This is a genomic window from Halobiforma nitratireducens JCM 10879, assembly GCF_000337895.1.
GTDB lineage: Archaea > Halobacteriota > Halobacteria > Halobacteriales > Natrialbaceae > Natronobacterium > Natronobacterium nitratireducens.
The window spans coordinates 21,896-45,173 of the sequence record NZ_AOMA01000116.1; the positions used below are offsets into that span (position 1 = coordinate 21,896).

Genomic DNA, 23,278 nt, shown 5'->3' on the forward strand with positions numbered 1-23,278 from the left:
GGACGTGTCTCTGTCGTCGATGGTGAAAAGGGGTTCGGGTTAGTGCCGAGTCCAATCAGCCTATTTCGACGCCGTCGAGATCGGTCTCGAAGGGGAAATCGTCCAGATCATCCGGATCGACATCCCCGGTTAGGTCCTCTATGTCGGCAGGGTCGATCTCGATAGGTGCCGAATCCTCTCGATCCTCGCTCTGGGCAGTGACCTCACCGACACCCTCGTCGTCGAGACTGGTATGCCACTCGAGTTCGATCGTCTCAGAATCGTCTCGGTCTGGGTAACTCGTCAAGTCGACGTCTTTCGTATCGACGACCTGCCCATCCATGTTCGTCAGGGTGATCGTCTGCGTGACCACTTTCTCTTCTTGGTCTCGATCACGACTCGTGACCGTCACATCGACCGTACTCGTGTTACCAGCAGTCACGTTGTCGACATCGTCTATTTCGACCTCGAAGATGCCCTCGGCCTCGAGTTCCCAACTGAACCGCGGATAGTCGTCGGGGACTGCCTCCCAGGGCCCGCCTTCGTCGGCGAACTCGAGATTACCCATTCGGTCAGGCTCGGTAACGTCGAACCCTTGCATTTCGGCGGTTGTGCGACCGATCCAGTCCGTCTCGATCGTCCACGATCCGATAGAGCCCGTATACCAGTTGCCGATCTCTCCATAGGGGTCGGACTCGATCGTTTCGTCCCAGTAAACACTGCTATCGAAGCTATCTCCCGCCGAGAGGACGTGCCCAACGATAGCACCAGCATCGGAGTCGCTACCAGTCGCAGTGCCGGTGGTGTACATCTGCTCGAACTCCGAGGGGACGTAGGAGGAGGTCCCCACGATAGAGCCGACGTAGTTGGCCCCGCTGACATCGGTCTGGGTGTACGCCGTCGATACCTGGGTCTCCCAGGTTGCTCGGCCAACCAGTCCGCCGATCCCTTCGTGGTTCAGTCTAGCGTTACCGCTGGCTGCGATCTCCCCGCCGACGACGGTTCCCTCCGTGACGAGGCGGTTGTCGATGTTGGCGTGGGCACCGTCGCCGATCAATCCGCCAACGAGTTGTTCCTCTGCTTCGACGTATCCTTCACTTCTCGCGTTTTCTACAGTCCCGCCAGCCTGTCCAGCTAGCGCACCCACGTGTTGTTGACCATGGACGTACACGTCCGTGAGACGAACGTTCTCTATCGTGGACCCCCATCCGACGGACGCGTCTTCTGCAGGGTAGTTGGTTGCTCCGAACAGACCGACGAACCGTTCGTCCGGGCGATCGATATAGAGGTTTCTGATCTCGTGACCGTTCCCGTCGAAATCCCCGCTGAACGCGTCACCGTCCCAGTTGCTGTCGACGAAAGTGTTTGGATAGTTGTTGCCGTCTTGACCGATCGGTTCGAATCCGTGTGGGTTGCCGAACTGCGTTGCCGTTTCGTAAGTGACATCTAGCTCAGACCAATCGTCCCAGTCACCTGGACTATCTCGTATTTCTATAATTCCATCCTCTGCGCTAACGAGTTCGAAGTTCGGATCACTATTGAACAGTCCTGGACCTGCATCCACCTCGATGCTCTCTTCCACTACCGGCGACTCCGAGAGTGTGATCTCGTCGCCCCAACCGAAATCGCCGCTTTCAGCGGTGACGGTTTCGGAGTCAATCCGCTCCGTACCGACGATCTCCTTATTCCAGTACTCCGTTCCGTGAGCATCGATATCATCGACGAGCTGGTAGTTGGCATCGAGATCATCGTTGATACACTGGAGTTGGTCGACGGTACTCACGTTGTATGGGTCTCCTTCTTCGCCACTTCCTTCGTAATCGACCTCACTGCAGACAGGACCGTCTCGTTCGACGACGACGACCTCGTCCATTTCGTCGTCTTCTGCCCCAGGGCTCTCCGTTCGAACCGTAACCCGATCGGTTCGCTCTCCGACACCCTCGTACTCGAGTTGGACAGTCGTCGGGCTTCCAGTAGCGCTGATCGTTTCGCTCTGTGTGCGGTCTCCTTCGCTCCCATCGAATCCGTCCAGAACCACGTCCGATTGTGTATCATCACCTATCGCTTCGATATGAGCCTCGATTTCGACCGTATCACCTTCCTCAACTGGCTCGTCGAGAACGTCGATCGCAGTTATGTTGAGGAGTGGTTCGACGTCTACGTCTGCCGTTTCCGTACTGTTTTCGGAACTGACCGAGATTTCGGTCTGGTCTGGCTCTTCGGGAAGGTCGACGCTCCCCCACTCGAGTGTCACCGACTCGTCTCCGTCGCCGTCAGGATCGATCATGGTGGTGTCGACGGTGTTATCGCCGAACCCGTTGAGCCAGACGAGTTGGCCGTCCCCATACCCTCGCTTTTCGACGTCAGCGTGAACAGTGAGGGTCTCTCCCTGTCCGACTGGGTCGTCGTCCTCGATTTCGGTAATACTAATGTTGACTTCCGGTGATTCCTCCTCTACGATAAATTTGCCTCGCTCGTCGAGACTATCCCCTCCTGGATCGGTTACGATATCGTACTCGTACTCAGTATACGGTTCCAGGCCGAGCGATTCCGGTTCGAAGTAGTATTGTTGTTGATCTTGATCTTGGGGATCTGTAACGTTCGTCCAATCACCGCTAGGTCCCGTTTTTATAGTATTATTTTCATATATGGAGTGATTGGATTCGATAGTACGGTCGTTACGTTCAGAGTCGTTCCAGATGGAAAGGGTTGCATTGACCGTCCCTGGATTGCTGCCGTAGTTCGTCAGTGAAGCGTTAATGTAGAATCTGTCGTTCAGTCCAACACGGTTGTTTTCTATCGCGTTGGGCTCTTCTTGATCGTGTGCAACCAACCCATGATCTTCGTCGATCACAAAATGGGGCTCTGCCGGGGGGTCGCCAATTCCCTCAATCGTCATTTCGACTTCGTCGTCTGAGTCGCGTTTCACCTCGACACTGTACTGCGAAACACTTTCTTTCTCTTGCCTGAGATGGCGTTCCCAACCGTCGGCGTACTCGCTTTCGATCTTGAATGTAACGTTGTTTTCAGCATCACTGAGTACTGAACTGAGATTCGAAGTCGCCTCTGATGCACCCTCGTGGTCGTGTCGGACTACCGTTTCCCCCCCGGAAACGTCGTCTATCTCGATCTGCATGAGTTCCACGTGGAGCGTATCGTTCTCGAAGCCGATATTGGGTTCTTTTACGGCCCGAGTATCGGAGTCTGTACGCTCCCACACAGCACCGCCCTGATGGGCGATCGTCTGCTCGTCGAGTTCGAACTCGAGCGTTCCGAGAGTTTCAGTTGCGGTCCGATCGTCATCGTCCCAATCCGGATGTTCACCGTCGTGCCGTGCAACTGAAATCGTCCCATCGGCAGCTATCTGCGGTTGACAGTCCGAGTCGTCGAACGCGAGGGATTGTTCGGCTCCCGTCGTGATGACCGTCCCGAGACGGTGATCGGTTTCGTCCATGCACATGTGGACTTTTTCCTGCTCGGCACCCGACTCGATGGAGTCGAGCATCGCCGACCCGGCCACCAACAGCAATGCGGTACCGATCGCAACGATGCCGAACAGCAGGATCAACCCCACGAGTGGGCTGACCGCTCGCTGCTGTTCCCCATCGTCACTCGCTCGCCCCTTGTTCATTAGTTCTCACTCGAGATTCCAGTACCATAAAACAATATTATGCAGTGACTGTTATGACAGATAAACTATTTTCATTTCACCCCTAAATTGTAGAATAAATGGGCTGTTGTAGAGAAGAGAAAGCCGTTCCGTCGGTCGGTTTTCGACCTTCACCAGTGCAGGGCCTTGGTGAAAGTGGACATCAACCAAATTATTATCATGGTTGTTACGGAACGTTGGGCCGTATGGAGAGACCACTCGTCGTTACGGCGTTTCTCGAGCAGGCGCGCAACCACTACGCCAACCAGGAGGCGATCGTCGGCGCGGACGGTGATCGGTTCACCTACGCCGAGTTGGGCGACCGTGTCGACCGGTTCGCCGCGGCACTCCAGGAACGTGGTATCGAGAAAGGTGATCGGGTCGCCGTGCTCGACCCGAACACGCATTACCACCTCGAGGCTGCTTTCGGAGCGATGAACATCGGGGCGGTGTTTACGCCGTTGAACTACCGACTCACGGCCGACGACTACGAGTACATTCTCTCGGACGCCGGCGTGGACGCGATCTACGCGGACTACGAGTACGCGGAGAAGATCGAGGCGATCCGCGACGACGTGCCGACGGAGACGTTCATCACCAACGATACCGAGTCGGTCGAGGACGAGTGGGAGTCGTTCGATACCGCACTATCCGATGCCGGTCCAGAGTACGACCAGCCCGAGATGAGCGAGGACGAGATCATCACGATCAACTACACCTCGGGGACGACCGGCGATCCGAAAGGGGTCTGTCGCACCCATCGGACCGAGACGATCCACGCCTACCTGGTGTCGATCTACCACGAACTCACCGACGACGACGTCTACCTCTGGACGCTCCCGATGTTCCACGTCAACGGCTGGGGACACATCTACGCGGTGACCGGCCAGGGAGCGAAACACGTCTGTACACGCGGTGTCAACGCCGACCAGATCGTCGACGCGATCAGGACCGAGGACGTCTCGTTTCTCTGTGCGGCCCCAGCAGTGCTCAACCAGTTGATCGACTACTACGAGGACGAGGGCGGACCCGCCATGGCGGGCGACAACGACGTCCGAGTGACGACGGCCGGCAGCGCCCCGCCTGAAGCGACGATCCGCGCCGTCGAAGAGGAGTTCGACTGGCGACTCAAACACCTCTACGGCGCGACCGAGACCGGCCCACTAATCACGATCTCGGCACCCTCGAGACACGTCACGGAGGAGAACCGCTACGAACTCAAGAAACGCCAGGGAATGGGCATCCTCGGGACCGACGTGCGCGTCGTCGACGAAGACGGCGAGGACGTCCCCCGCGACGATCGGACGCTCGGCGAGGTCGTCGTCCGGGGCAATCAGGTGATGGACCACTACTGGAACAAGCCCGAGGCGACCGAGCAGGCGTTCAACGACCGTGTCGAGGGCTACTACCACACCGGCGATCTCGCGACGATCGACGAGAACGGGCTGATCGCTATCCGCGATCGAAAAAAGGACATCATCATCTCCGGCGGCGAGAACATCTCGAGCATCGAACTCGAGGATGCGTTGTTCGACCACGATGCGGTCGCGGACGCAGCGGTGATCCCAGCACCGAGCGAGGAGTGGGGCGAGACGCCGAAGGCGTTCGTCGTGCCGTCGAGCGGGGACCCGGACGATCCGCCGGTGTCGGCCGACGAGCTAACCGACTTTACCCGGGATCGGCTCGCGAGTTACAAAGTCGTCCGGCGGGTGGAGTTCGTCGGAGAACTTCCCAAGACGGCGACCGGGAAAACCCAAAAGTACGAACTCCGCAAACGGGAGTGGGACGAGGAAGACCGGATGATCGGGGAGGGTTGACACCAGTTCGTAACGACCCGACCACCCGATCGGCGAATCGCACCCCCGTCTCGAGGCTCTGGTTATCGATACGACACGTGGATACTGACTGGCCAGTCAAATAGGAGTTATTGGCATCTAGGCCCCTAAGGATGCATTTTAAACACCTAATACATTGGAATTTTTCCGAGAGTGGCGCTGGTAAGGCTCAAGCTTTATACTGCTGGGACCTTTCGATTCGTAATATGGCAGAGACTGACGGGGAGGAAATAGAGGACTTGCCTCCAAGTGCGAAACTCGTTTTCAAGGTACTCGAGTACGACGGGCCGCTGACGCAGAAACAGATCGTCGAGGAATCGATGCTCTCGGCACGGACCGTCCGTTACGCACTCGAGCGACTCGAGGAGATCGGTATCGTCGACGAGGACATCTACTTTGCGGACGCCCGCCAGAGCCTCTACCGAATCGAGGAGCCGGTCGCGGCGGATGGCAATGGGGTCGACGAATCCGCGAAGAAAGACGCCTGCTGCGCCGAATAACTACGGGGACGGAGACAGCGGGGCGAGCGCATCGCGACGGATCGATCCGCCGTCGCCGGTCGGCATTCGACTGCGACGGACGAGAACGGCAGGATTATTTTTCCCGGGTGACCGTCACCGCACATGAACAAGGAACGGCTGCCACGGTGGGGATGGTTGCTCGTCGGACTGTTCGGCGCGTCGATCGTCGCCAATTTCGTCAACGCAGTGTTGATCGCACAGGGGATTCTCCCCGAAGAGTACCAGGTCATCACGATCATCACCGCGATGGCACCAGTATTGATCTACGTCGGCGTCTGGTACGACGACGAGCGTCAACACTATTGGGAGTACCCGACGGAACGTATCTTCGGCGACGTCGTCTTCGTTCTCGTCGGGGCAGCGGTCGGGTCGTCGATCGTACTCGTAGCGATCATCGACTTCGACGTGTGGCGACTCCTCAAGGAGATCGTCGCGATGGCCGCCGGCTTCCTGCTGTCGTGGGGGCTGTTCTGGTGGCGAAATCCGGACCTGTACCGGATGGAAGTCGAGCGGTGAGCCCCCTCGGAGCCAGGTGGTTCGAGACGACTGCTGTGTCTCGCCATCGAGCGAAAACAGGGATTGCGCGGTCCTCCCGAATTCCGGCGGGACTCCGCCCGCTGACCTCGCGGGAGCTTCGCTGCGAGTCGTTCCAAGTCGCTCAGTCACGAAAATTCTCGATTTTCGTACGACTCCAGGCTATTCGGCCTGCTCTGCCCGTAGACTGACTGTCGGCGTTCTCGGAACCGCTTCTCTCCTTCTCGAGCAATCCACCCCGTCCGGAGTTCGGCGACAGTATTGGTAGCCATCTCCGACGTGAGGGGGCCTCTCGTCGCAAATTTAGTCTCACCGATAGGTTTAGGCTCTTCGAGTCGGTGTAGCCGCTATGGCACCCACGCTGGTGAACGTCGCCGCCGGGGTGTTGATCGGACTCGCTCTCCTGGGGGCGGCCGTCGACCGCCGGTCGCTACTCGTCGTCGCGCTCGCCGCCGCGGTTCCGGACCTCGATGCGGTCCTCAGTCTCGCGATCCAGGGTGCGACGAACGCCGTCTTCCACACGCTGTTGCTGCCGGGCGTCGCATTCGTCGTCCTCTACTGGGACACCCGCTGCCGCGAGCGCTCGTGGCTCGCGACGCGATACGGCTGGTACGGCGTCCGGGTCGCGTGGGTCGCGCTCGGGTCGTACGTCGTCGCCGGCATCGGCCTCGACCTCTTCCGTCCCGAGGGAGTGAATCTCCTCTATCCCCTCCACGACCGGTTCTACGCCGTCGTGGGTCGGCTCCTGCTATCGACCCAGGACGGACTGATCCTGACGTTCGTCGAACGCGGAGAGACGCCACTGTGGCTCACTTCGCCCGGGACGACCGCTGACCATCACGTCGCAACCTGGGTGAACCCGACGCCCGGGACGGGACTCGAGACGGGCGTCGAGCGGAGACTGACGCTGGTGGAGTCGGGCTGGCAACTGGTAGTCGTCGCCGCGGCGATCGGGGCCACTGCAGCGCGGTTCCGACTGGAGCGCACGGACGAAGACGAACAGGACCCAGGAGTGAAGACGGAAACGGACGGTGAACACTGATGCCATCGACGATCGTCCACGCCGGGTTCGCCCTGTTGCTCGCCGCAGGGCTGCTGAAGGGAGCGTTCGACCGTCGGGCGCTCGCAGTCCTGCTCGTCATCGTCGTCATCCCCGAGGCCGACACCATCGCCGGACTGTGGCTCGACGGGGCACACCGCGCGCTGTTGCACAACCTGACCATCCCGATCGTCGGCGGCCTGTTGCTCTACTGGGACACCAGCTACCGCGAGCGATCGTGGCTTCGCGACCGGTGGGGGTGGTGGGGTGTCAGGGTCGCCTGGGTTGGCCTCTTCGTCCACGTCTTCGCTCACGTGCTGCTCGACTACGCTCACCTCGAGGGGATCAACGCCTTCTACCCGATCGTCGACCGATTCGTCCGACTCGAGGGTGAACTCGCCCTCTCGACGACGGAGGGGATCGTACAGACGTTCGTCGATGTCGATCTCGATGTCGGCGTCGCCTCCGAAGACGGCACCGACGGGATCGCCGCCGACGTCGGCGTGACTGGCACCACTGCGGACACGCACGTCGACAATCCGGTCGAACCCTCCACAGCGGTCGAGGACGACGCCGACGGACCGGTCGAGCGCCTCTTCCCGGTCGCCGAAAGCGGCTGGCAGTTGTATCTGGTACTGTCCGGACTGTTCGTTCTGGTCGCCCGGCGGTTCCAGGATCGTCGCGAACGAGACGACCGCTAACACCCAAAGACTGTGTCTGAGTCTCGAGGCGTCACGAGAGTGTCTCGAGTTCCTCCCGGGACCGGCCTGCGTACTTGTCGTACTCTTATTATCAGCCCACTACGAAAGAAAGCCATGAACGTGCGACGCGCGGTAGCGGCGTTGATCGCAGTACTGTCGCTGGTTCCCGTCTCGGCAACGGCACAGAACGGCGTCGAAACCTCGGTTACTGGCGCGGGTGGGGTCGAACTCCTCGTTCTAGGCGCGTTGCTGTACGTCGTCTACGTCCTGTTTTCGATCGCGCTGGGACTCATCGTACTCGTGGCGACGGAGGTGATCGGCTCGGGGACGTACGTTCGTACGCTCGAGCATCGAATCTACGATCGGCCCGTCCGGTCGGCGCTGCTCGGCTTCGGTGCGATCGTCGCCGGGATCGTGGGCCTGTTCGTGCTGTTGTTCGTGCTGGTCGTCCTCGTGGAAATCGGCCTGCCGGAGCCGACGGCGTTGATCGCCGGGATTCCGCTTTTCGGAGCGATGATCTTCGTCCACGTCGCAGCCGCGATCGGAACCATCGTGATCGGAGCGTATCTGCTTCGAAAACGACAGAGCGGCCCGGCGAATCTCTGGCTCGCGCTGTTCGTCGGCGCGCTGATCGTCAACGTCCCGCTTCTCAACCTCCTTTTGGCTCCGGCCGTGCTCCTGCTGGGGATCGGTGCGATGATCGGCCACTGGTTGGGAGACGGCGGCGACGTGTCCGGACCGGGCTCGAGAGCGTCGGCCGAAGGCTAGTCCGACGCAGTTCGACGAGGGCACGACCGTGATCGGGTCCGCCGATCGATTGTCCCTCGAGGGGTGCCACAATCGTACACCCACGGGGAACCCGAATCTCACGGGGATGCTTTTTCTCTGCCCGCTCACGCACCAATCCACGCGAAAAACGGTCCAACGGTCCCGGTCAGGACGAGGGCACGACCGTGATCGGGTCTCTCCGGTCGATCGCCTGCTCGAGTTCCTCGGCGATCGCACTTCCACGCGAGACCTGGATTTCGCCGCCGCGGCTCACCGTCGCGGTAAAGAGATAGTCACCGCCGGCCTGGACCTCGACGGTCTCGCCGTGGTTGCCGTCGACGGGGATGACGATGTGTCTCGAGGTCACCTCCGGGGAGACCATCTGGCCGGCCTGACCGCTGGTACCGCCGTCACCGCTCGCGCCGGCACCGCCAGCACCAGCACCAGCACCGGCTCCGTAGTTGGGGTTCTCGTCGTGGGTCCGGACATCGATGTCGATCCCCAGCCGGTTCTCGATGTCGGTGATCCGACCGCCGCCCTTGCCGATGACACTCGAGATGTCGTCGTCTTCGACGTAGACGACGGCGCGATCCTGGCCTTTGAGGTCGACGTCGACGTAGCCGTGTGCGACCGATCGGATTTCGCGTTCGATCTCCTGTTTGGCGATACGGTCGACGCCGGACTCGCTACCCGGGCCGTCTTCCTCGTCTTTGAGCGGGACGGTGACGACCTGGCGATTGAACGTGTATATCTCGTACTCGGGTTCGCCGGTCTCGAAGTTGGTGACCTGGATGACCGGGCGGGCGAGGTCCTCCTCAGTGAGGCCCGCGGGGACCTTGACCTCGGTACGGACGTCGTAGACGGTCTCGACTTCGCCGGCCTCGATGTAGACGACCGTGTCGACGACCTGCGGGATCATCCCGAGTTCGACGCGGCCGACCAGCCGCTGGAGCGCGTCGATCGGGCGGGTCGCGTGGACCACGCCGATCATACCGACGCCGGCCAGCCGCATGTCCGCGAAGACCTCGAAGTCGTCGGTCTTGCGCACCTCGTCGTAGACGGTGTAGTCGGGACGGACCATCAATAGGGCGTCCGCGGTCTTTGCCATCTGCCCGCCGAGTTCGGTGTACTGGGTGATCTCGGGGCCGACCTGCAGGTCCCGCGGTTTCTCCATCGTCTTGACCGCGTAATCGTGATTCGAGATGAACCGGGCGACTGCCTGCGCGAACGTCGACTTCCCGGCACCGGGTGCACCCGAGATGAGGACGCCACGCTGGCGCTCGAGCAGCCGTTCTTTCAGTTCGTCGGCGTTCTCGTAGTCCTCGATGTCCGTCTGGGCAATGGGTCGAACCGCGGTGATCTCGATGCCGTCCGAGAACGGCGGCCGGCCGATCGCGATCCGGTAGTCCCGGAACTGGACGATCTTCATGCCCGGTTCCGAGAGTTCGAGGAAGCCCTCGGGGGACTCCTTGGCGGCGTCGACGACCTCGCGGGCGTACTCGTCCATCGTCTCCTCGTCGAGTGGCTCATCAGCGATCTCCTGGTAGTGCATGTCGCCGAGTTCGCCCCGTTTTGCCATCGGGACGGTGCCCGTCTTGAGGTGGACGCTCATCGTCACGTCGTCGAAGTAGTTCTCGACGGTGAGCGTGCCGACGTCGACCTCGCGGGTCTCCGGGGAAACGTGTTCGACGTCGAGGCCCTTCGCCTCGGCGACTTCCGCCTGTACGACGTCGCTAGTGAGAAAGGTTGCATCGAGGTCCTCCGCGAGGTCGCGGATGAGCGCGTCGATTTCGCCCTCGGAGGCGTGACCGCGCTCGATGGCGCTCGGGCGCTCGCCGACGTACTCGAGGTCGATCTCGCCCTCGTCGGCCAGGTCGGCGAGCTGCTGGAGTTCCTCGAGGCCGTCCCAGCCGGTCTCGATGCCGTCGTTTGCCTGCGCTTCGAGTTCCGCGACGACGGCTTCGGGAACCGAAATCGTCGCTCCCTCGAACTGCCCGTCTTCGATCGTCGACGAGACGCGGCCATCGATGACCACGCTCGTGTCCGGCACGACGTTCATACGCTCACTCGGGTACGTACGCCCATAAGGGTGTTCACGTCGCTGGACGGGCCCGTCGGACGTGGCTGGGGCACAATACGGCGGACCGGAACGCGAACCATCATGCGTGATAAAGTTCCAGGTTGCTGGAACTACCGGCCAAAATTTAAACCCCGAGCCGAACACGTTCTGCCATGAATCCGGAACGCACGTTCGGGCACGGTGGCCTGAACGGGTTTCTCGAGGTCGATCGGTTGCTCGATGGAATCGGACTGGACGAAGACGACGTCGCCTGGCGAAAGGAGTTTATCGGGTTCGACGAAACCGACGAGCAGCGGCTGAACGACCTCGAGCCGTTGCTTCGTGACAACCAGGACGAGATCGCCGACGAGTTCTACGACAACCTGCTGGAGTACGAGGCGGCCCGCGATGTCGTCGAGCGGTCGCCGAAAGGAGTCGAGCAACTCAAGCAGACCCAGCGGGCGTATCTCGTGTCGCTTTCGACCGGCGACTACGACCTGGAGTACTTCGAGAACCGCGCCAGGATCGGCAAACTCCACGAGATGCTGGACATGCCGTTGAAACAGTACGTGGGACAGTACGGCGTCTACTACGATCTCATCATGCGCCGGGTAAACGAGCGGGTCCAGGAACAGGTCGTCACCTCCATCGAAGAGTGGCTCGCCGAGCGAGAAGAGGACGCCGACGGGGGCCTCGGGCGACTTTCCGGAGCGTTCGGGTTCGGCAGCGACGAAGCCGACTCCGAGGCGACGGACGGACTCGAGGAGAGTCTCGAGGACGCCGTTCGCGACGCGATCGACGACGGGATGGGCGACGTACTCTCGCTGTTGCGGATTATCAACCTCGACATGCAGATCGCAACCGAGACGTACGTCGACTCCTACGCCCAGAACCTCGAGGAGGCGATCGATCAACACGAGCAACTCGCCGCGGACGTCGAGTCGGACGTGGAAAACCCACTCGAGGAGCTCCACGAGGCCAGCGAGGTCGTCTCCCGCCGTGCGGAGGCGATCAGTCAACACACCGAGGCCCAGGCCGCGACCGCCGAGGAGGCCGCGAACGAAATCGACGAGGTCAGCGCGGCCGCCGAGGAGGTAGCAAGCGTCGCGGCCGAAGCCCGCGAGGAGAGCGAACGGACCGAGCGACTGGCAGGGGACGGAGTCGAAGCCGCCGCCGAGGCACGTCGCGAGCTCGGAGCGATCGAGGACGCGACCGAACGGGTCGAGACGGCGGTCGGCGAACTCGAGTCCCGAACCGACGAGATCGACGAGGCGATCGAACGACTCGACGAGTTGGCCCAGCGGACGACCATCCTGGCCTCGAACGCGAAGATCGAATCGACGCGAGGGGATGCGGGCGACGAAACGATGGCGATCATCGCCGACGAGGTCAACTCGTTTGCAAAGCAGACGAAACGCGACCTCGACGCGATCGAAACCGCACTCGAAGACGTCTCCGAGGCGACTGCGGAAACCGTCGAGGCGGTCACGGAGACGAGCACCCGGGTCGACCAGGGTGGTGAGCGCATCCGCGATACGATCGAATCGCTCGAGAGAATTCACGACGCTGCCAGATCGACGGCAGCGGGCTTGGAAGACGTCGCGACTGCGACCGACCAGCAGGCCCACAGTATCGAGGCGACCGCGGAGTCGGTCGAGGAACTTTCACGAAGCGCCGAACAGGTTGCGGACGCGGCGGAGTCGGTCGCGGCCGCGAGCCAGGAACAGACGGCGAGTCTCGGCGAGGTGAGCGCTGCCGTCGGGAGACTGACCGACGTCGAGCCGTTCGAGAGCGAACCCGTGTACGAACGCGTTTCGAGAGAACCCGACACCGGGGCCGACCACGATCCCGGTCCCGAACTCGAGTTCGACGCCGAAACCACGGAGACGCAGTGAGGACTCGAGCCGGGCGATCACGGCCCGCCGACCCGGGGTCGCCGGTGCAATCAACACGTCGGCGGTCGAACCGACGGGCATGAACGTCACCGAGCTCACTCGTGAGTTGGTCTCGATCCCGAGCTACGAGGACGAGACCGCTGCGGGCGATTTCATCGAGACCTGGCTGGGGCGGGAAGCCGGCGGCGACGCGACGATCACCCGCGACGAGGTGGGAAACGTAATCGCCCGGAAGGGGGAGCCAGCGCCGCAGACGCTCGCGCTCGTCGGCCACCACGACGTCGTGGAGCCGGCCCCGTCGCAGGTCCAGGACGAGGGAGAAAGTAGCGGCGAGTACGTCGTCGACGAGCGCGATGGCCGCCTCTACGGTCGTGGCACTGCGGATATGAACGGTGCCGTCGCCGCCGCCATGCTCGCGTTCGTCGAAGCCGACCCCACAGGAGAGCTCGTCTTCGCCAGCTTCGTCGGCGAGGAGGTCGGCGGCGTCGGTGCTCGCCACGCCATCGACGCCGGGTTCGCCCCCGACTACGCCGTCGTCGGCGAGGGATCGACTGGTTACTCGAGTCCGGGCGTCACCGACGTCGCCGTCGCCCACAAGGGTCGACGCGGGAGCACGATCACGGCGACGGGCGCGACAGCCCACGCGAGCGAGGCCGATGCCGGGGAGAACGCCGTCTACCGGGCGACCGACGCCGTCGGGATCGTCCGGAACCTCGAGCGGCCGGCCGTCGACGTTGCCGGCGATCGACTCGAGGGGAGCGTCGTCGTCACCGAGATCCAGGGCGGGACGGCGATGAACGTCGTCCCCGACCGGTGCGAGATCACGGTCGACGAGCGAACCGTGCCGGGCGAGCGCGCGGCTCTCGAGCGCGTCGAGGGAATCGAGGGCGTCGAATGGACCGTCGACCAGGACCTCCCACCGATGCAGTGTGGGGACGAGGGGTTCGCCGACGCCGTTCGCGAGGCGGCATCGGCCGCCCAGCCGGGGACGCCCGAGCACGTCACGAAACCCCACGCGACCGACGCGGGCTGGCTCGCCGACGCTGGCACCGACTGCGTCGTCTGCGGGCCGGCCGAACCCGGCGAGGCCCACACCGACGACGAAAGCGTCTCGATCGAGGTCCTCGAGCGGTGTCGGGAGACGTACCGCCACGTCGCGGAGTCGTGGCCCCAGTGACCCTCAGGCCGGCGATTCTCCGAGTATCGCTACAGGCCCGGCACGCCGACGGCGTTGAAACCCGTGATCCCGACCGCCGCGAGCGCGTAGAGGACGATCAACACGGTCACCCACGCGATCAATCCGACCATCGCCGCGGCGGTCCAGCCCGCCGGATACCGGAGGTTGATGACCGCGACGTACGCGACAAGTGCAAGCAGTGGCCCCAGGAGAGGAATCCAGCCAACGAAGAACCCGACGAGCGCCCAGACGATCGCACCGATCAACGCGGTCACGATCGCGTGATCGTAGTCGCCCGCGCCGACGATGACGCGAGCGCCGACGTGGATACCGAGCGCCCCGATGAACAGGCTGGCGAGGAAGACGATTGCCGAAGCGACGACCATGTGCGACCGTCGTCGGCGAACGCAAACAGTCCACGGCTTGCAATTTCCGCCGCTTTCAGGGGCCGTTCCTGAAGATTTCCCGAAACGGGATTCGACGGCCACGCAGATCGCGGGTCGGGTCCGACCGTTCGATCACGTTTCGAGATACCTGCGTCAAGACCCGGAATCAAGACCTTGATAGCAGTTCATTGTATACTGCCGACGATGGCAACAGATCAGGCCGAGACCGGAGGGGAAAGTCACGGAGATACCTACGAACGGTTCGAAAGACGCGTACAGCGGATTTCGAACGTCTCGAACGCTGCGGGCGTGCTACGGTGGGACCAGGAGGTCGTCATGCCCGAAGACGGGACCCCCGCTCGTGCCCAGCAGCTCTCGACGCTGTCTTCGCTCGGACACGAGCTGCTGACCGACGACGAGACCGGCGAGCTGCTCGCGGAGCTCGAGGAGAGCGACCTCACCGGCGAGCAGGCCGCAGTCGTCCGTGAAATCCGTCGGCAGTACGATCGTGAGACCAGCGTGCCACAGGAGCTGGTCGAGGAGATTTCGGAGACGACCGCCAACGCACATCCGAAGTGGAAGAAAGCGAAGGAAAACGACGACTTCGAGACGTTCGCCCCGACGCTCGAGAAACTCGTCGAGCTGAAACGGGAGTACGCCGAACACGTCGATCCCGACGCCGATCCGTACGCCGTGCTCTTCGCGGAGTACGAACCGTATCTGGACCTCGAGACTGCAGAGCGCGTCCTCGAGCGGCTCCGAGACGAACTGGTCGCGCTGATCGAGGAGATCGACGCGAGTGACGCCGACCTCGAGACCGACGCCTTCAGTGGCGAGTTCGACGACGACGATCAGGAGGCGCTGGCCCGCGACGTCCTCGACTCGCTTGGCTACGACTGGGATCGCGGCCGTCTCGACACCGCACCGCACCCGTTCTCCTCGGGGACGCAGTTCGACGCCCGGGTGACGACCCGGTTCGAGGAGGACGATCTGCTCGGCTCGATCACGTCGACGATCCACGAGTTCGGCCACGCCAACTACACGCTCGGCCTGCCCGACGACGGCTACGGCACCCCCCTCGGCGAGTCGCGGGACCTCTCGGTCCACGAGTCCCAGTCGCGGCTCTGGGAGAACCACGTCGGCCGCTCCCGGCCGTTCTGGGAGCAGTTCCTGCCGATCGCTCGCGAGCGGTTCGCGGAGCTCGAGGACGTCACGCCCGAAGAGGCCTACGAGGCCGCGAACCAGGTCTACGACGACAACCTCATCCGGGTCGAAGCGGACGAACTCACCTACCACCTCCACATCGTCATCCGGTTCGAGATCGAACGTGAACTGCTCTCGGGCGATCTCGAGGTCGCTGACGTGCCCGAGGTCTGGAACGACAAGTACGAGGAGTATCTGGGGGTCCGCCCCGAGACCGACGCCGAGGGCTGTCTGCAGGACATCCACTGGTCGCACGGCTCCTTTGGCTACTTCCCGACCTACTCGCTGGGCTCGGTGCTGGCCGCACAGCTCTATGCCGCCGCAGAAGACGATCTCGGCGACCTTGACGACGACATCCGTGCCGGCGAGTTCGACGACCTCAACGGCTGGCTCCGCGAGAACGTCCACCAGCACGGCTGCCGGTACACCACGCCCGAGTTGATCGAGCAGGCGACCGGCGAGTCGTTCACCGCCGACTACTTCCTCGAGTACGTCGAGGAGAAGTACGGCGAGCTGTACGACCTCTGACCGTCGACGGCCGAACGAAGGCGAGGCTTTCTTTCGACTTGCCACCACCTCGAGCAGCGCTATCGTTCGTACCTCGGTCGCCCCTTCCCGAGGTTTTAGTATCGTTCCCCCGATCCTTCGAAACGAAATATGGCAACTGCCGACGAATCTCACGACGTGGAGAGCGCGCCGGAGGCGTACCACGACCTCCTCGAGCGTGCCGAGAAGCTGACGAACCTCGAGATGGCGTCGATGGCGCTGGGGTGGGACCAGCGCGTGATGATGCCCGAAGGTGGGACGCCGGCCCGGGCGGGGCAGCTCTCGACGATTTCGGGCGTGAGCCACGACCTGCTGGTCGACGACGAGGTAGGGGAGTGGCTCGCGGAACTCGAGTCCGTCGACCTGACCGACGAGCAAGCGGCTGTCGTCCGCGAGATGCGACGGGAGTACGAACGATCCGCGGAGGTCCCCTCCGAGCTCGTCGAACGTCTCACCGCTCACCAGGCCGAAGCCCAGCAGGTCTGGCAGGAGGCGAAAGGCGAGGACGACTTCGAGCAGTTCGCGCCCGCTCTCGAGCAGCTTCGGGACCTCCACCGCGAGCGAGCGGCGGCGATCGACCCCGACGCGAACCCCTACCGGGTGCTCTACGAGGACAGTCAGCCGTACCTGCCCCTCGAGACCGTCGAGGACATCTTTGAGGACCTCCGCGACGGGCTGGTCCCGTTGATCGAGCGAATCGAGGAGGACGGCCGGGAGCTCCCGTCGGTGTTTCGCGATCCGGAGTACACGTACGACGAGGCCGACCAGATGGCCCTCTCGGAGGCAGTCGTCGACCTGCTCGGCTACCCCGAGGAACACGGCCGCCTCGATACCGCGCCCCACCCGTTCATGTCAGGCAATCAGTTCGACGCCCGGATCACCACCCGGTTCAAGGAGTCAGACCCGATCGACGCGCTGACGGCGACGATCCACGAGTTCGGTCACGCGAGCTACCAGCTCGGCTTACCGAAAGACGAGTACGGCAACCCGCTCGGCCAGTCACGATCCTCGGGCGTCCACGAATCCCAGTCGCGGTTCTGGGAGAACCACGTCGGCCGTACGAAGCCGTTCTGGGAGCTGTTCCTCCCACGGATGAAAGCACAGTTCCCGCACCTCGAGGACGTGACCGTCGACGAGGCGTACGCGGCGGTCAACCGGATCTATCCCGAGAACCTGATCCGCGTCGAAGCGGACGAACTCACCTACCACCTGCACATCATCCTCCGGTGTGAGATCGACCGAGCGTTCGTCGAGGGCGACCTCGAGGTCTCGGAGATTCCGGCAGTCTGGAACGACAAGATGGAGGAGTATCTCGGCGTGCGTCCCGAGACCGACGCGGAGGGGTGTCTGCAGGACACCCACTGGTCGGCGAGCTTCGCCGTGTTCCAGGGCTATACCGTCGGCAGCGTCCTGGCCGCGCAACTGGACGCGACGATTCGGGACGACCTCGACGTCGACGGGCTCGTCCGGGAGGGCGAGTTCGAGCCGATCTGGGAGTGGATGACCGACCACGTCCACCGGTACGGCCAGCGGTATCCGACCGAGGAGTTGATCGAGGTCGCGACCGGCGAACCGCTGACTGCCGACTACTTCCTCGAGTACGTCGAGGAGAAGTACGGCGAGTTGTACGATCTCTAGGACGCCCGTTCCTCGCGACCGATCACATCGCCGTCCGCTCGAACGGGCCGGGAGCGCCAAGTTCCCGGCGCAGTTGCATGATCTCTCCGAGGTCCCGTCTGGAGACGGTGCCGACGGGATCGCCGTCCTCGAGGACGACGACGAGCGGCTCCCGCCCCATCGCTCGAAGCACCTCGAAGGCGGGTGTCTCGAGTCCGACGTGAGCGACCTCGTCGGTCATGACCTCGCGGACGGTCGTCGTCTCGAAGGCAGATCGATCGACCTGCCCCAGGTCCGAGAGCGTCACCAGCCCGACGATCTCGTCGTTGTCGGTGACGACGAACTCGCTACGGCGATTCTCGAAGAGATCGGTCGCAACGTCGGCAAGCGTCGCGTCGGCTGCCACCGACCGTGCCGGCTGATCCATCACGTCAGCTGCGAGCACGCCCCGCAGCAGTTCCTCGAGGGCGATCGTGCGTGACTCGGTCGTCGCCGCGACGTAGACGAAGAGCGCGACGAGCACGAGGAGCGGATTGCCGCCCAGGACGCCGACGACGGCGAACAACAGCGCGAAGATCGTTCCGATCCGGGCAGCGATCCGCGTCGCGGTCACGTACGACAACCACCGACCCAGCAGCGCCCGGAGGACGCGCCCGCCGTCCATCGGAAACGCCGGGAGCATGTTGAAGATCGCGAGCACGACGTTGATCAGCGCGAGCCAGCCGACGACGAAGAGGACGAGCGGCAGTCCCCCCGGAATCACCTGCAGGAGACGCGCAAAGACCACCGCGAGTAAGAGACTCGTGAGCGGTCCCGCGACGGCGATCCAGAACTCCCGGTTCCACTCTCTGGGCATCGACTCGAGGGCAGCTAAGCCGCCGAAAATCCAGAGAGTGATCGACTCGGTACCGATGTCGTACCGACGGGCGGCGTAAGCGTGGCCCAGTTCGTGGACGGCGACGCTGAAAAAGAGGCCGACGGCCCCTGCGAGGCCGATCAGCCACGGCGTCGCACCCTCCTCGAGTGGAGCGACTTCGAGCGTCGCCGGCGCGAGCGAATCGATAGCCGAGGCGTAGATGCCGATCTGACCACCTTCGGCGATCAGATAGACGAGTACGGGCAACAACACCAGCAGCGAGACGTTGATCCGGATCGGAATACTCCCGATCGTCGTGAGGTGAAAGTTTCGCATTCGGAACGAACGACGGACGGTCCCCACTTGAGTATCGGGTGTCTCCGACTCGTCGCGGGGTCGGTACGCCCGGCGGGACACATATATTTGGATGGGCCATAGGATCGGGCCAGGATGATGGTGACGACTCACGTGCTGGTGGGGCTCGTCGTTGCCCTGCCGGTCGTCTTCCTCGCGCCGGACCACGCGCCGGCGGCCCTCGCCGCCGGCCTCGTCGGCGGACTCTTTCCGGACCTCGACGTCGTCGCGACCCACCGAAAGACCCTCCACCATCCCGTCGTCGCCGCGTTCGGTGCCGCCGCCGCGGTGCCGCTTGCAGTCGTCGTCCCCACGGACGCGACGATCGCGCTCGTCACGTTCCTGGCCGCGGCCGCGTTACACTGTGTCGGCGACCTCGCGAGCTGTGGCATCGGCGCACGACCCTGGACTAACCCGCCGTCGAACCGCGCCGTCTACGATCACGTCCGCGGGCAGTGGGTGCCACCGCGACGATGGGTCCGGTACGACGGCTCGCCCGAGGACCTCGCGTTCGCATCGGCGCTCGCTGTCCCCCTGCTGGCCGTCCTCGAGGGACCGTGGACGATACTCGTCGCCCTCCTGATCGCCGTCTCGGTCGGGTACACGGTCACGCGGAAGCGACTCGAGGACCTCGCCCGCTGGGGCGTTCGCTACCTCCCACCCCGGCTGCACGTGTACGTCCCTGATCGATACCTCGCGTGAGGCGATCGACGATAGACTGCCAATGGAGCCAGCCCGGCGACGGGTGACGGAACACATATGGGACAGGTACCGAAACTATCCGACACGTAGATCGAGATGGCCGACGTCGAACTCGTCAACAATCGGTGGGGGGACCGGACTGTCGACGAACAGCTCCGGACGCTGTTCGAGGAAGACGGGACGATCTACCTCGTCACCGGATTCTTCACCTACAACGCCTACCACACGCTTCGGCCGGACATCGAGGCGTTTCTCTCGCGCTCGTCGGAGAACGAACTGGTGATCGTCGTCGGCCCCGCGGCAGACCAGTTCTCCGCCACGATCGCCCGCGATCTGTGGCGGCTCGATAGCGGGGACCAAGTCCACCTCCACAAGTACCCGGACGGGTTCCTCCACGCGAAGCTGTACGTCCGCACCGGCGAGAAGCCCGCCGTCATCATCGGCTCCGCGAACCTCACCCAGGTCGCATTCGAGCAAAACCTCGAGTTGAGTGCCTACGTCGAGGGGACCGGGCCCGGCGACGAACGGATCGCACCGTTCGTCGACTGGATCGACGACTTGCTCGAGGTCTGTGAGCCGATCACCCGACGGGATCTGTTCAAGCCCGTCATGCTGGCGAGGACGGTGACAAACTGGGCGAAGAAGGGGAAACTCCTCCCCTCACGGGCGGTCTTCGGTCACCGCGCGTCGTACGTCGTGCTGGTTATCCTTTTGGGGCTGTTCCTGTTTTCCTGAGAGAGATCGGGGGGAGGGGGATCGACTACTGGTCGACTACTGACGGCGGGATGGCACAAACCCTTATGCGTCGAATGCGTCTTGTTGCAGTATGGAGACGCCCCACGACCGCGATCTGCTCGGTCACGTTCTGATCCCCGTCGCACATCCCGAGGACGCTCGCAAGACCGCGAAGGAACTCGCCCGGTACGACCCCGGCCGCGTGACGACGCTGCACGTCGTCGAAAAGGGCGGAGGCGTCCCCGACAAGACGCCTGTCGAACACTCCGAAGAGATGGCAACGGAATCGTACGCCGCCGTTCGGGACGTGTTTCCGGACGCCAACGAGCACACGGCCTACGCTCGGAACGTGGTCGAGGCCATCTTCGAGGCCGCCGAGGAAGTCGAAGCCAGCGCAATCGTCTACCGATCCCGCGGCGGGAACCGGTTGCTGCAGTTCCTCTCGGGCGACCTCTCGGTGAAGCTGGTGACCCAGGCCGACCGGCCCGTCGTCGCCTTGCCCGCTCTCGAGGACGACTGAGGCAGGGACCGATGAGGCCGGAAGCGACGAGCATCGCGACCCGGGTCCGTCGGAGTTCTGTGGATCGTCTGGTATCTACGTTCAGACCCAGGTCGGCGAGCAGAATCGACGCTGGACCGCCGGGGTAGTACCGCTCTGTCTCCGTCACGGCCCCGCTCGAGGACGTGGCGACGGGTGAAGAGGAAGCGCCGACGACGCGGCGTTCGAAACCGATTTGGAGTGCGGCGGGATCGGTTCACTCGATGACCGCCCACACCAGCGACGGCACCGACACCGGAAACGGCAGCGACGACAGGAACGACAACGGTACGCTCGCGGACGCAGTGTCGATCGTCACCGGCGCGAGTTCGGGGATCGGCGCGGCGACCTGTCGTCGGCTCGCGGCCGCGGGATCGAACGTCGTCCTCGCAGCCCGAAGCGAGGATCGGCTGCGGGAACTGGCAGCCGACCTCGAGGACGACCACGGCGTCGAGACGCTCGTCGTCCCGACGAACGTCCGCGAGGAGGACGACGTCGACGGACTGATCGACGAGACGGTTGGGACGTTCGGCGGGATCGACGTGCTGGTGAACAACGCCGGCCTCTCACGAGGGAGCGACGTCGCCGAGATGGCGACCGACGACTACGAGACGATCCAGGAGACCAACGTCGACGGCGTCTTCTACGCGACCCGAGCCGCGATCCCACACGTCAGCGAGCGCGAGGGACACCTGATCTTCGTAGGGAGTTTCGCCGGCCAGTATCCGCGGTCGTTCAACCCCGTCTACGCCGCCTCGAAGTGGTGGACTCGCGGTTTCGCCAAGAGCGTCGCGGCGCAGGTCGGCGACGACGGTGTCGGCGTGACGATCGTGAATCCAGCGGAGGTCCGCTCGGAGTTCGAGGCGACCGACGGGAAGACCTTCGCCGAACACTTCGGCGAAGACGAGGCCAGCGAACCCGAGGAGGTCGCCGATGCGATCGTCTTCGCCGCGAGCCGGAACGGCTCGAGCGTGAGCGAACTCGATATCAACCGGCGGGACAAGTTCGCGGACGGGTTCTAGTCCTCTCGAGTGGCGCGGCCTCGAGACGAGAAGGCGGGGCCGATCACGACGTCGTCCTAGAGTATGACGTGTTCCGAACGGCGACACTGGACTGGGAATTTAAAAACAACCAAATGTGTGGTTATAGACATAGTTTCCCATTACCACCCGAACAAATACGGCTAGCTACCCGTTTGACACTCGAAACCACGTTTTGAGTTCATGTCAACACATGGCAAATATCTTTACCAGAACCGGGTCGAAAACGGCGACGTATGAAGCCAGCAAGCGAGTTCGACTATCTCGAGTACGAGGAGCGAGGCAGTGTCGGGATCTGGTCCATGGAAGACTTCGCATCGTACTACAACAGCGGGGAAATACAAGACGGGGAAGAACACTATCGGGAACATGCATCCGAGGATGAGATGAACGCGACGGTCCTGGTTCTTGACAACTCCGGCAACCTCGGTACCGAAGTCAGAAACTCCCTCGAACACATCAACGAGAAGTGGTCGGAGCTGGCCAACGACGTCGGTGTCGACCGGGTCGCATTCGTCGCCGACGGGATGATGGGATCAGCGCTCAAGGCGAACGTTGATACGGACACCGAGATGCAGTCGTTCGACGGCGTCGACGAAGCCGTCGAGTGGTGCCAGCAGGCCTGACTGCCGGTACGGATCAGTCGAGCCAGGCAACGTTCTTGGAGAGCAAGACGCTCTATCTCGTGGCCGAAATCTGTCCAGACAACCGGTATCCTGTCGGATACCGGACGAGGCGGAGCTGATCGTGAATTCGGAGTCGTCGCCCAACGAAACGCCCAGTCGAGGGCCCCGCCAACTGCGGCCGCGACGGGTCGGGACCGATCACGACCTCGTCCTCGAGCAGTACTCGGGCCGACGAGAACGTGGGTGAGTAGTCACGGTCTCGGTTGGTAATTGAAGGCATAATAACATCTTATACCGAACATTGAAACAGGGGAACAGTGTCGGTAGTACCCGTATGTACTGTACTCAGCCTCCCGGAAATCGCACTGTTCGTACGGTGGAATCCAGCGGTCGGCTCCTCGAAAAACACGTACGACGCCTGCTCGACGGCAACGTTGCCGGCGTCTTCTGTGAGTCCGAACGGAGGAACCGATATGGGGAACCACCGACGCTCTAAGCACGTCGCCGTCCCCGAGTCG

At 62.9% G+C, this 23,278-nt stretch carries 19 protein-coding genes; 15 read left to right on the forward strand and 4 right to left on the reverse strand.

Annotated elements, in window-relative coordinates; all coding sequences use genetic code 11:
- Positions 1-55: 55 nt before the first annotated feature.
- On the reverse strand, positions 56-3,610 hold the full coding sequence (locus C446_RS11425) for a DUF7289 family protein (RefSeq protein WP_006673259.1): 3,555 nt from the start codon (positions 3,608-3,610) through the stop codon (positions 56-58).
- 224 nt (positions 3,611-3,834) lie between these two features.
- Between C446_RS11425 and C446_RS11430 the strand changes: the two genes are divergently transcribed.
- The 6 genes from C446_RS11430 to C446_RS11455 all read left to right on the forward strand — a co-directional run bounded on the left by C446_RS11430 (position 3,835) and on the right by C446_RS11455 (position 9,026).
- On the forward strand, positions 3,835-5,445 hold the full coding sequence (locus C446_RS11430; protein ID WP_006673260.1) for a long-chain-fatty-acid--CoA ligase: 1,611 nt from the start codon (positions 3,835-3,837) through the stop codon (positions 5,443-5,445).
- A 224-nt stretch (positions 5,446-5,669) separates the two neighbouring features.
- Positions 5,670-5,963 (forward strand): winged helix-turn-helix transcriptional regulator, encoded by a 294-nt coding sequence (locus C446_RS11435; protein ID WP_006673261.1) that lies wholly within the window; start codon positions 5,670-5,672, stop codon positions 5,961-5,963.
- A 123-nt stretch (positions 5,964-6,086) separates the two neighbouring features.
- Complete coding sequence (locus C446_RS11440; RefSeq protein ID WP_006673262.1) at positions 6,087-6,500, forward strand: hypothetical protein; 414 nt, start codon at positions 6,087-6,089, stop codon at positions 6,498-6,500.
- Positions 6,501-6,867: 367 nt separating this feature from the next.
- Positions 6,868-7,560: a metal-dependent hydrolase gene (locus C446_RS11445; protein WP_006673263.1), complete on the forward strand. Its 693-nt coding sequence runs from the start codon at positions 6,868-6,870 to the stop codon at positions 7,558-7,560.
- Positions 7,560-8,258, forward strand: a complete 699-nt coding sequence (locus C446_RS11450) for a metal-dependent hydrolase (protein WP_006673264.1) — start codon at positions 7,560-7,562, stop codon at positions 8,256-8,258. The genes C446_RS11445 and C446_RS11450 overlap by 1 nt, the downstream gene beginning before the upstream one ends.
- A gap of 114 nt (positions 8,259-8,372) precedes the next feature.
- Entirely contained in the window at positions 8,373-9,026 is a 654-nt protein-coding gene (locus tag C446_RS11455; protein ID WP_006673265.1) for a hypothetical protein, read from the forward strand.
- 166 nt (positions 9,027-9,192) lie between these two features.
- Here the strand turns inward: C446_RS11455 and C446_RS11460 are convergent, their stop codons facing one another.
- Positions 9,193-11,085: a PINc/VapC family ATPase gene (locus C446_RS11460; protein WP_006673266.1), complete on the reverse strand. Its 1,893-nt coding sequence runs from the start codon at positions 11,083-11,085 to the stop codon at positions 9,193-9,195.
- Between the two features lie 173 nt (positions 11,086-11,258).
- Between C446_RS11460 and C446_RS11465 the strand changes: the two genes are divergently transcribed.
- Positions 11,259-12,980, forward strand: coding sequence for a globin-coupled sensor protein (locus tag C446_RS11465; RefSeq protein ID WP_006673267.1), 1,722 nt, complete (start codon positions 11,259-11,261; stop codon positions 12,978-12,980).
- A gap of 79 nt (positions 12,981-13,059) precedes the next feature.
- Positions 13,060-14,157, forward strand: a complete 1,098-nt coding sequence (locus C446_RS11470; RefSeq protein ID WP_006673268.1) for a M20 family metallopeptidase — start codon at positions 13,060-13,062, stop codon at positions 14,155-14,157.
- Between the two features lie 29 nt (positions 14,158-14,186).
- Here C446_RS11470 and C446_RS11475 read toward each other — a convergent pair whose 3' ends face one another.
- The gene (locus C446_RS11475; RefSeq protein ID WP_006673269.1) at positions 14,187-14,543 is read right to left on the reverse strand and encodes a hypothetical protein; all 357 of its coding nucleotides are present in this window, start codon (positions 14,541-14,543) and stop codon (positions 14,187-14,189) included.
- Positions 14,544-14,747: 204 nt separating this feature from the next.
- Here C446_RS11475 and C446_RS11480 point away from each other — a divergent pair, with 204 nt between their 5' ends.
- Both C446_RS11480 and C446_RS11485 read left to right on the forward strand, forming a co-directional pair.
- The gene (locus C446_RS11480; RefSeq protein WP_006673270.1) at positions 14,748-16,274 is read left to right on the forward strand and encodes a carboxypeptidase M32; all 1,527 of its coding nucleotides are present in this window, start codon (positions 14,748-14,750) and stop codon (positions 16,272-16,274) included.
- Positions 16,275-16,403: 129 nt separating this feature from the next.
- Complete coding sequence (locus C446_RS11485) at positions 16,404-17,930, forward strand: carboxypeptidase M32 (protein ID WP_006673271.1); 1,527 nt, start codon at positions 16,404-16,406, stop codon at positions 17,928-17,930.
- 22 nt (positions 17,931-17,952) lie between these two features.
- Here the strand turns inward: C446_RS11485 and C446_RS11490 are convergent, their stop codons facing one another.
- Positions 17,953-19,101, reverse strand: coding sequence for a site-2 protease family protein (locus C446_RS11490; RefSeq protein WP_006673272.1), 1,149 nt, complete (start codon positions 19,099-19,101; stop codon positions 17,953-17,955).
- 114 nt (positions 19,102-19,215) lie between these two features.
- Between C446_RS11490 and C446_RS11495 the strand changes: the two genes are divergently transcribed.
- The 5 genes from C446_RS11495 (at position 19,216) to C446_RS11515 (ending at position 22,760) form a co-directional block, all read left to right on the forward strand.
- A complete protein-coding gene (locus tag C446_RS11495; RefSeq protein WP_006673273.1) occupies positions 19,216-19,821 on the forward strand; it encodes a metal-dependent hydrolase in 606 nt (201 codons plus the stop codon).
- A 96-nt stretch (positions 19,822-19,917) separates the two neighbouring features.
- The gene (locus C446_RS11500; RefSeq protein ID WP_006673274.1) at positions 19,918-20,556 is read left to right on the forward strand and encodes a phospholipase D family protein; all 639 of its coding nucleotides are present in this window, start codon (positions 19,918-19,920) and stop codon (positions 20,554-20,556) included.
- Between the two features lie 91 nt (positions 20,557-20,647).
- Positions 20,648-21,076, forward strand: coding sequence for a universal stress protein (locus tag C446_RS11505; RefSeq protein ID WP_006673275.1), 429 nt, complete (start codon positions 20,648-20,650; stop codon positions 21,074-21,076).
- Positions 21,077-21,318: 242 nt separating this feature from the next.
- A complete protein-coding gene (locus C446_RS11510; protein WP_152419431.1) occupies positions 21,319-22,116 on the forward strand; it encodes an SDR family oxidoreductase in 798 nt (265 codons plus the stop codon).
- A gap of 254 nt (positions 22,117-22,370) precedes the next feature.
- Positions 22,371-22,760: a hypothetical protein gene (locus tag C446_RS11515; RefSeq protein WP_006673277.1), complete on the forward strand. Its 390-nt coding sequence runs from the start codon at positions 22,371-22,373 to the stop codon at positions 22,758-22,760.
- Positions 22,761-23,278 lie beyond the last annotated feature (518 nt).

What these genes read in the sequence shown, in the direction of transcription:
- C446_RS11425 (WP_006673259.1), bottom strand. Translation starts at nt 3,610, where the DNA reads ATGAACAAGGGGCGAGCGAGTGACGATGGGGAACAGCAGCGAGCGGTC.
- C446_RS11430 (WP_006673260.1), top strand. Translation starts at nt 3,835, where the DNA reads ATGGAGAGACCACTCGTCGTTACGGCGTTTCTCGAGCAGGCGCGCAAC.
- C446_RS11435 (WP_006673261.1), top strand. Translation starts at nt 5,670, where the DNA reads ATGGCAGAGACTGACGGGGAGGAAATAGAGGACTTGCCTCCAAGTGCG.
- C446_RS11440 (WP_006673262.1), top strand. Translation starts at nt 6,087, where the DNA reads ATGAACAAGGAACGGCTGCCACGGTGGGGATGGTTGCTCGTCGGACTG.
- C446_RS11445 (WP_006673263.1), top strand. Translation starts at nt 6,868, where the DNA reads ATGGCACCCACGCTGGTGAACGTCGCCGCCGGGGTGTTGATCGGACTC.
- C446_RS11450 (WP_006673264.1), top strand. Translation starts at nt 7,560, where the DNA reads ATGCCATCGACGATCGTCCACGCCGGGTTCGCCCTGTTGCTCGCCGCA.
- C446_RS11455 (WP_006673265.1), top strand. Translation starts at nt 8,373, where the DNA reads ATGAACGTGCGACGCGCGGTAGCGGCGTTGATCGCAGTACTGTCGCTG.
- C446_RS11460 (WP_006673266.1), bottom strand. Translation starts at nt 11,085, where the DNA reads ATGAACGTCGTGCCGGACACGAGCGTGGTCATCGATGGCCGCGTCTCG.
- C446_RS11465 (WP_006673267.1), top strand. Translation starts at nt 11,259, where the DNA reads ATGAATCCGGAACGCACGTTCGGGCACGGTGGCCTGAACGGGTTTCTC.
- C446_RS11470 (WP_006673268.1), top strand. Translation starts at nt 13,060, where the DNA reads ATGAACGTCACCGAGCTCACTCGTGAGTTGGTCTCGATCCCGAGCTAC.
- C446_RS11475 (WP_006673269.1), bottom strand. Translation starts at nt 14,543, where the DNA reads ATGGTCGTCGCTTCGGCAATCGTCTTCCTCGCCAGCCTGTTCATCGGG.
- C446_RS11480 (WP_006673270.1), top strand. Translation starts at nt 14,748, where the DNA reads ATGGCAACAGATCAGGCCGAGACCGGAGGGGAAAGTCACGGAGATACC.
- C446_RS11485 (WP_006673271.1), top strand. Translation starts at nt 16,404, where the DNA reads ATGGCAACTGCCGACGAATCTCACGACGTGGAGAGCGCGCCGGAGGCG.
- C446_RS11490 (WP_006673272.1), bottom strand. Translation starts at nt 19,101, where the DNA reads ATGCGAAACTTTCACCTCACGACGATCGGGAGTATTCCGATCCGGATC.
- C446_RS11495 (WP_006673273.1), top strand. Translation starts at nt 19,216, where the DNA reads ATGATGGTGACGACTCACGTGCTGGTGGGGCTCGTCGTTGCCCTGCCG.
- C446_RS11500 (WP_006673274.1), top strand. Translation starts at nt 19,918, where the DNA reads ATGGCCGACGTCGAACTCGTCAACAATCGGTGGGGGGACCGGACTGTC.
- C446_RS11505 (WP_006673275.1), top strand. Translation starts at nt 20,648, where the DNA reads ATGGAGACGCCCCACGACCGCGATCTGCTCGGTCACGTTCTGATCCCC.
- C446_RS11510 (WP_152419431.1), top strand. Translation starts at nt 21,319, where the DNA reads ATGACCGCCCACACCAGCGACGGCACCGACACCGGAAACGGCAGCGAC.
- C446_RS11515 (WP_006673277.1), top strand. Translation starts at nt 22,371, where the DNA reads ATGAAGCCAGCAAGCGAGTTCGACTATCTCGAGTACGAGGAGCGAGGC.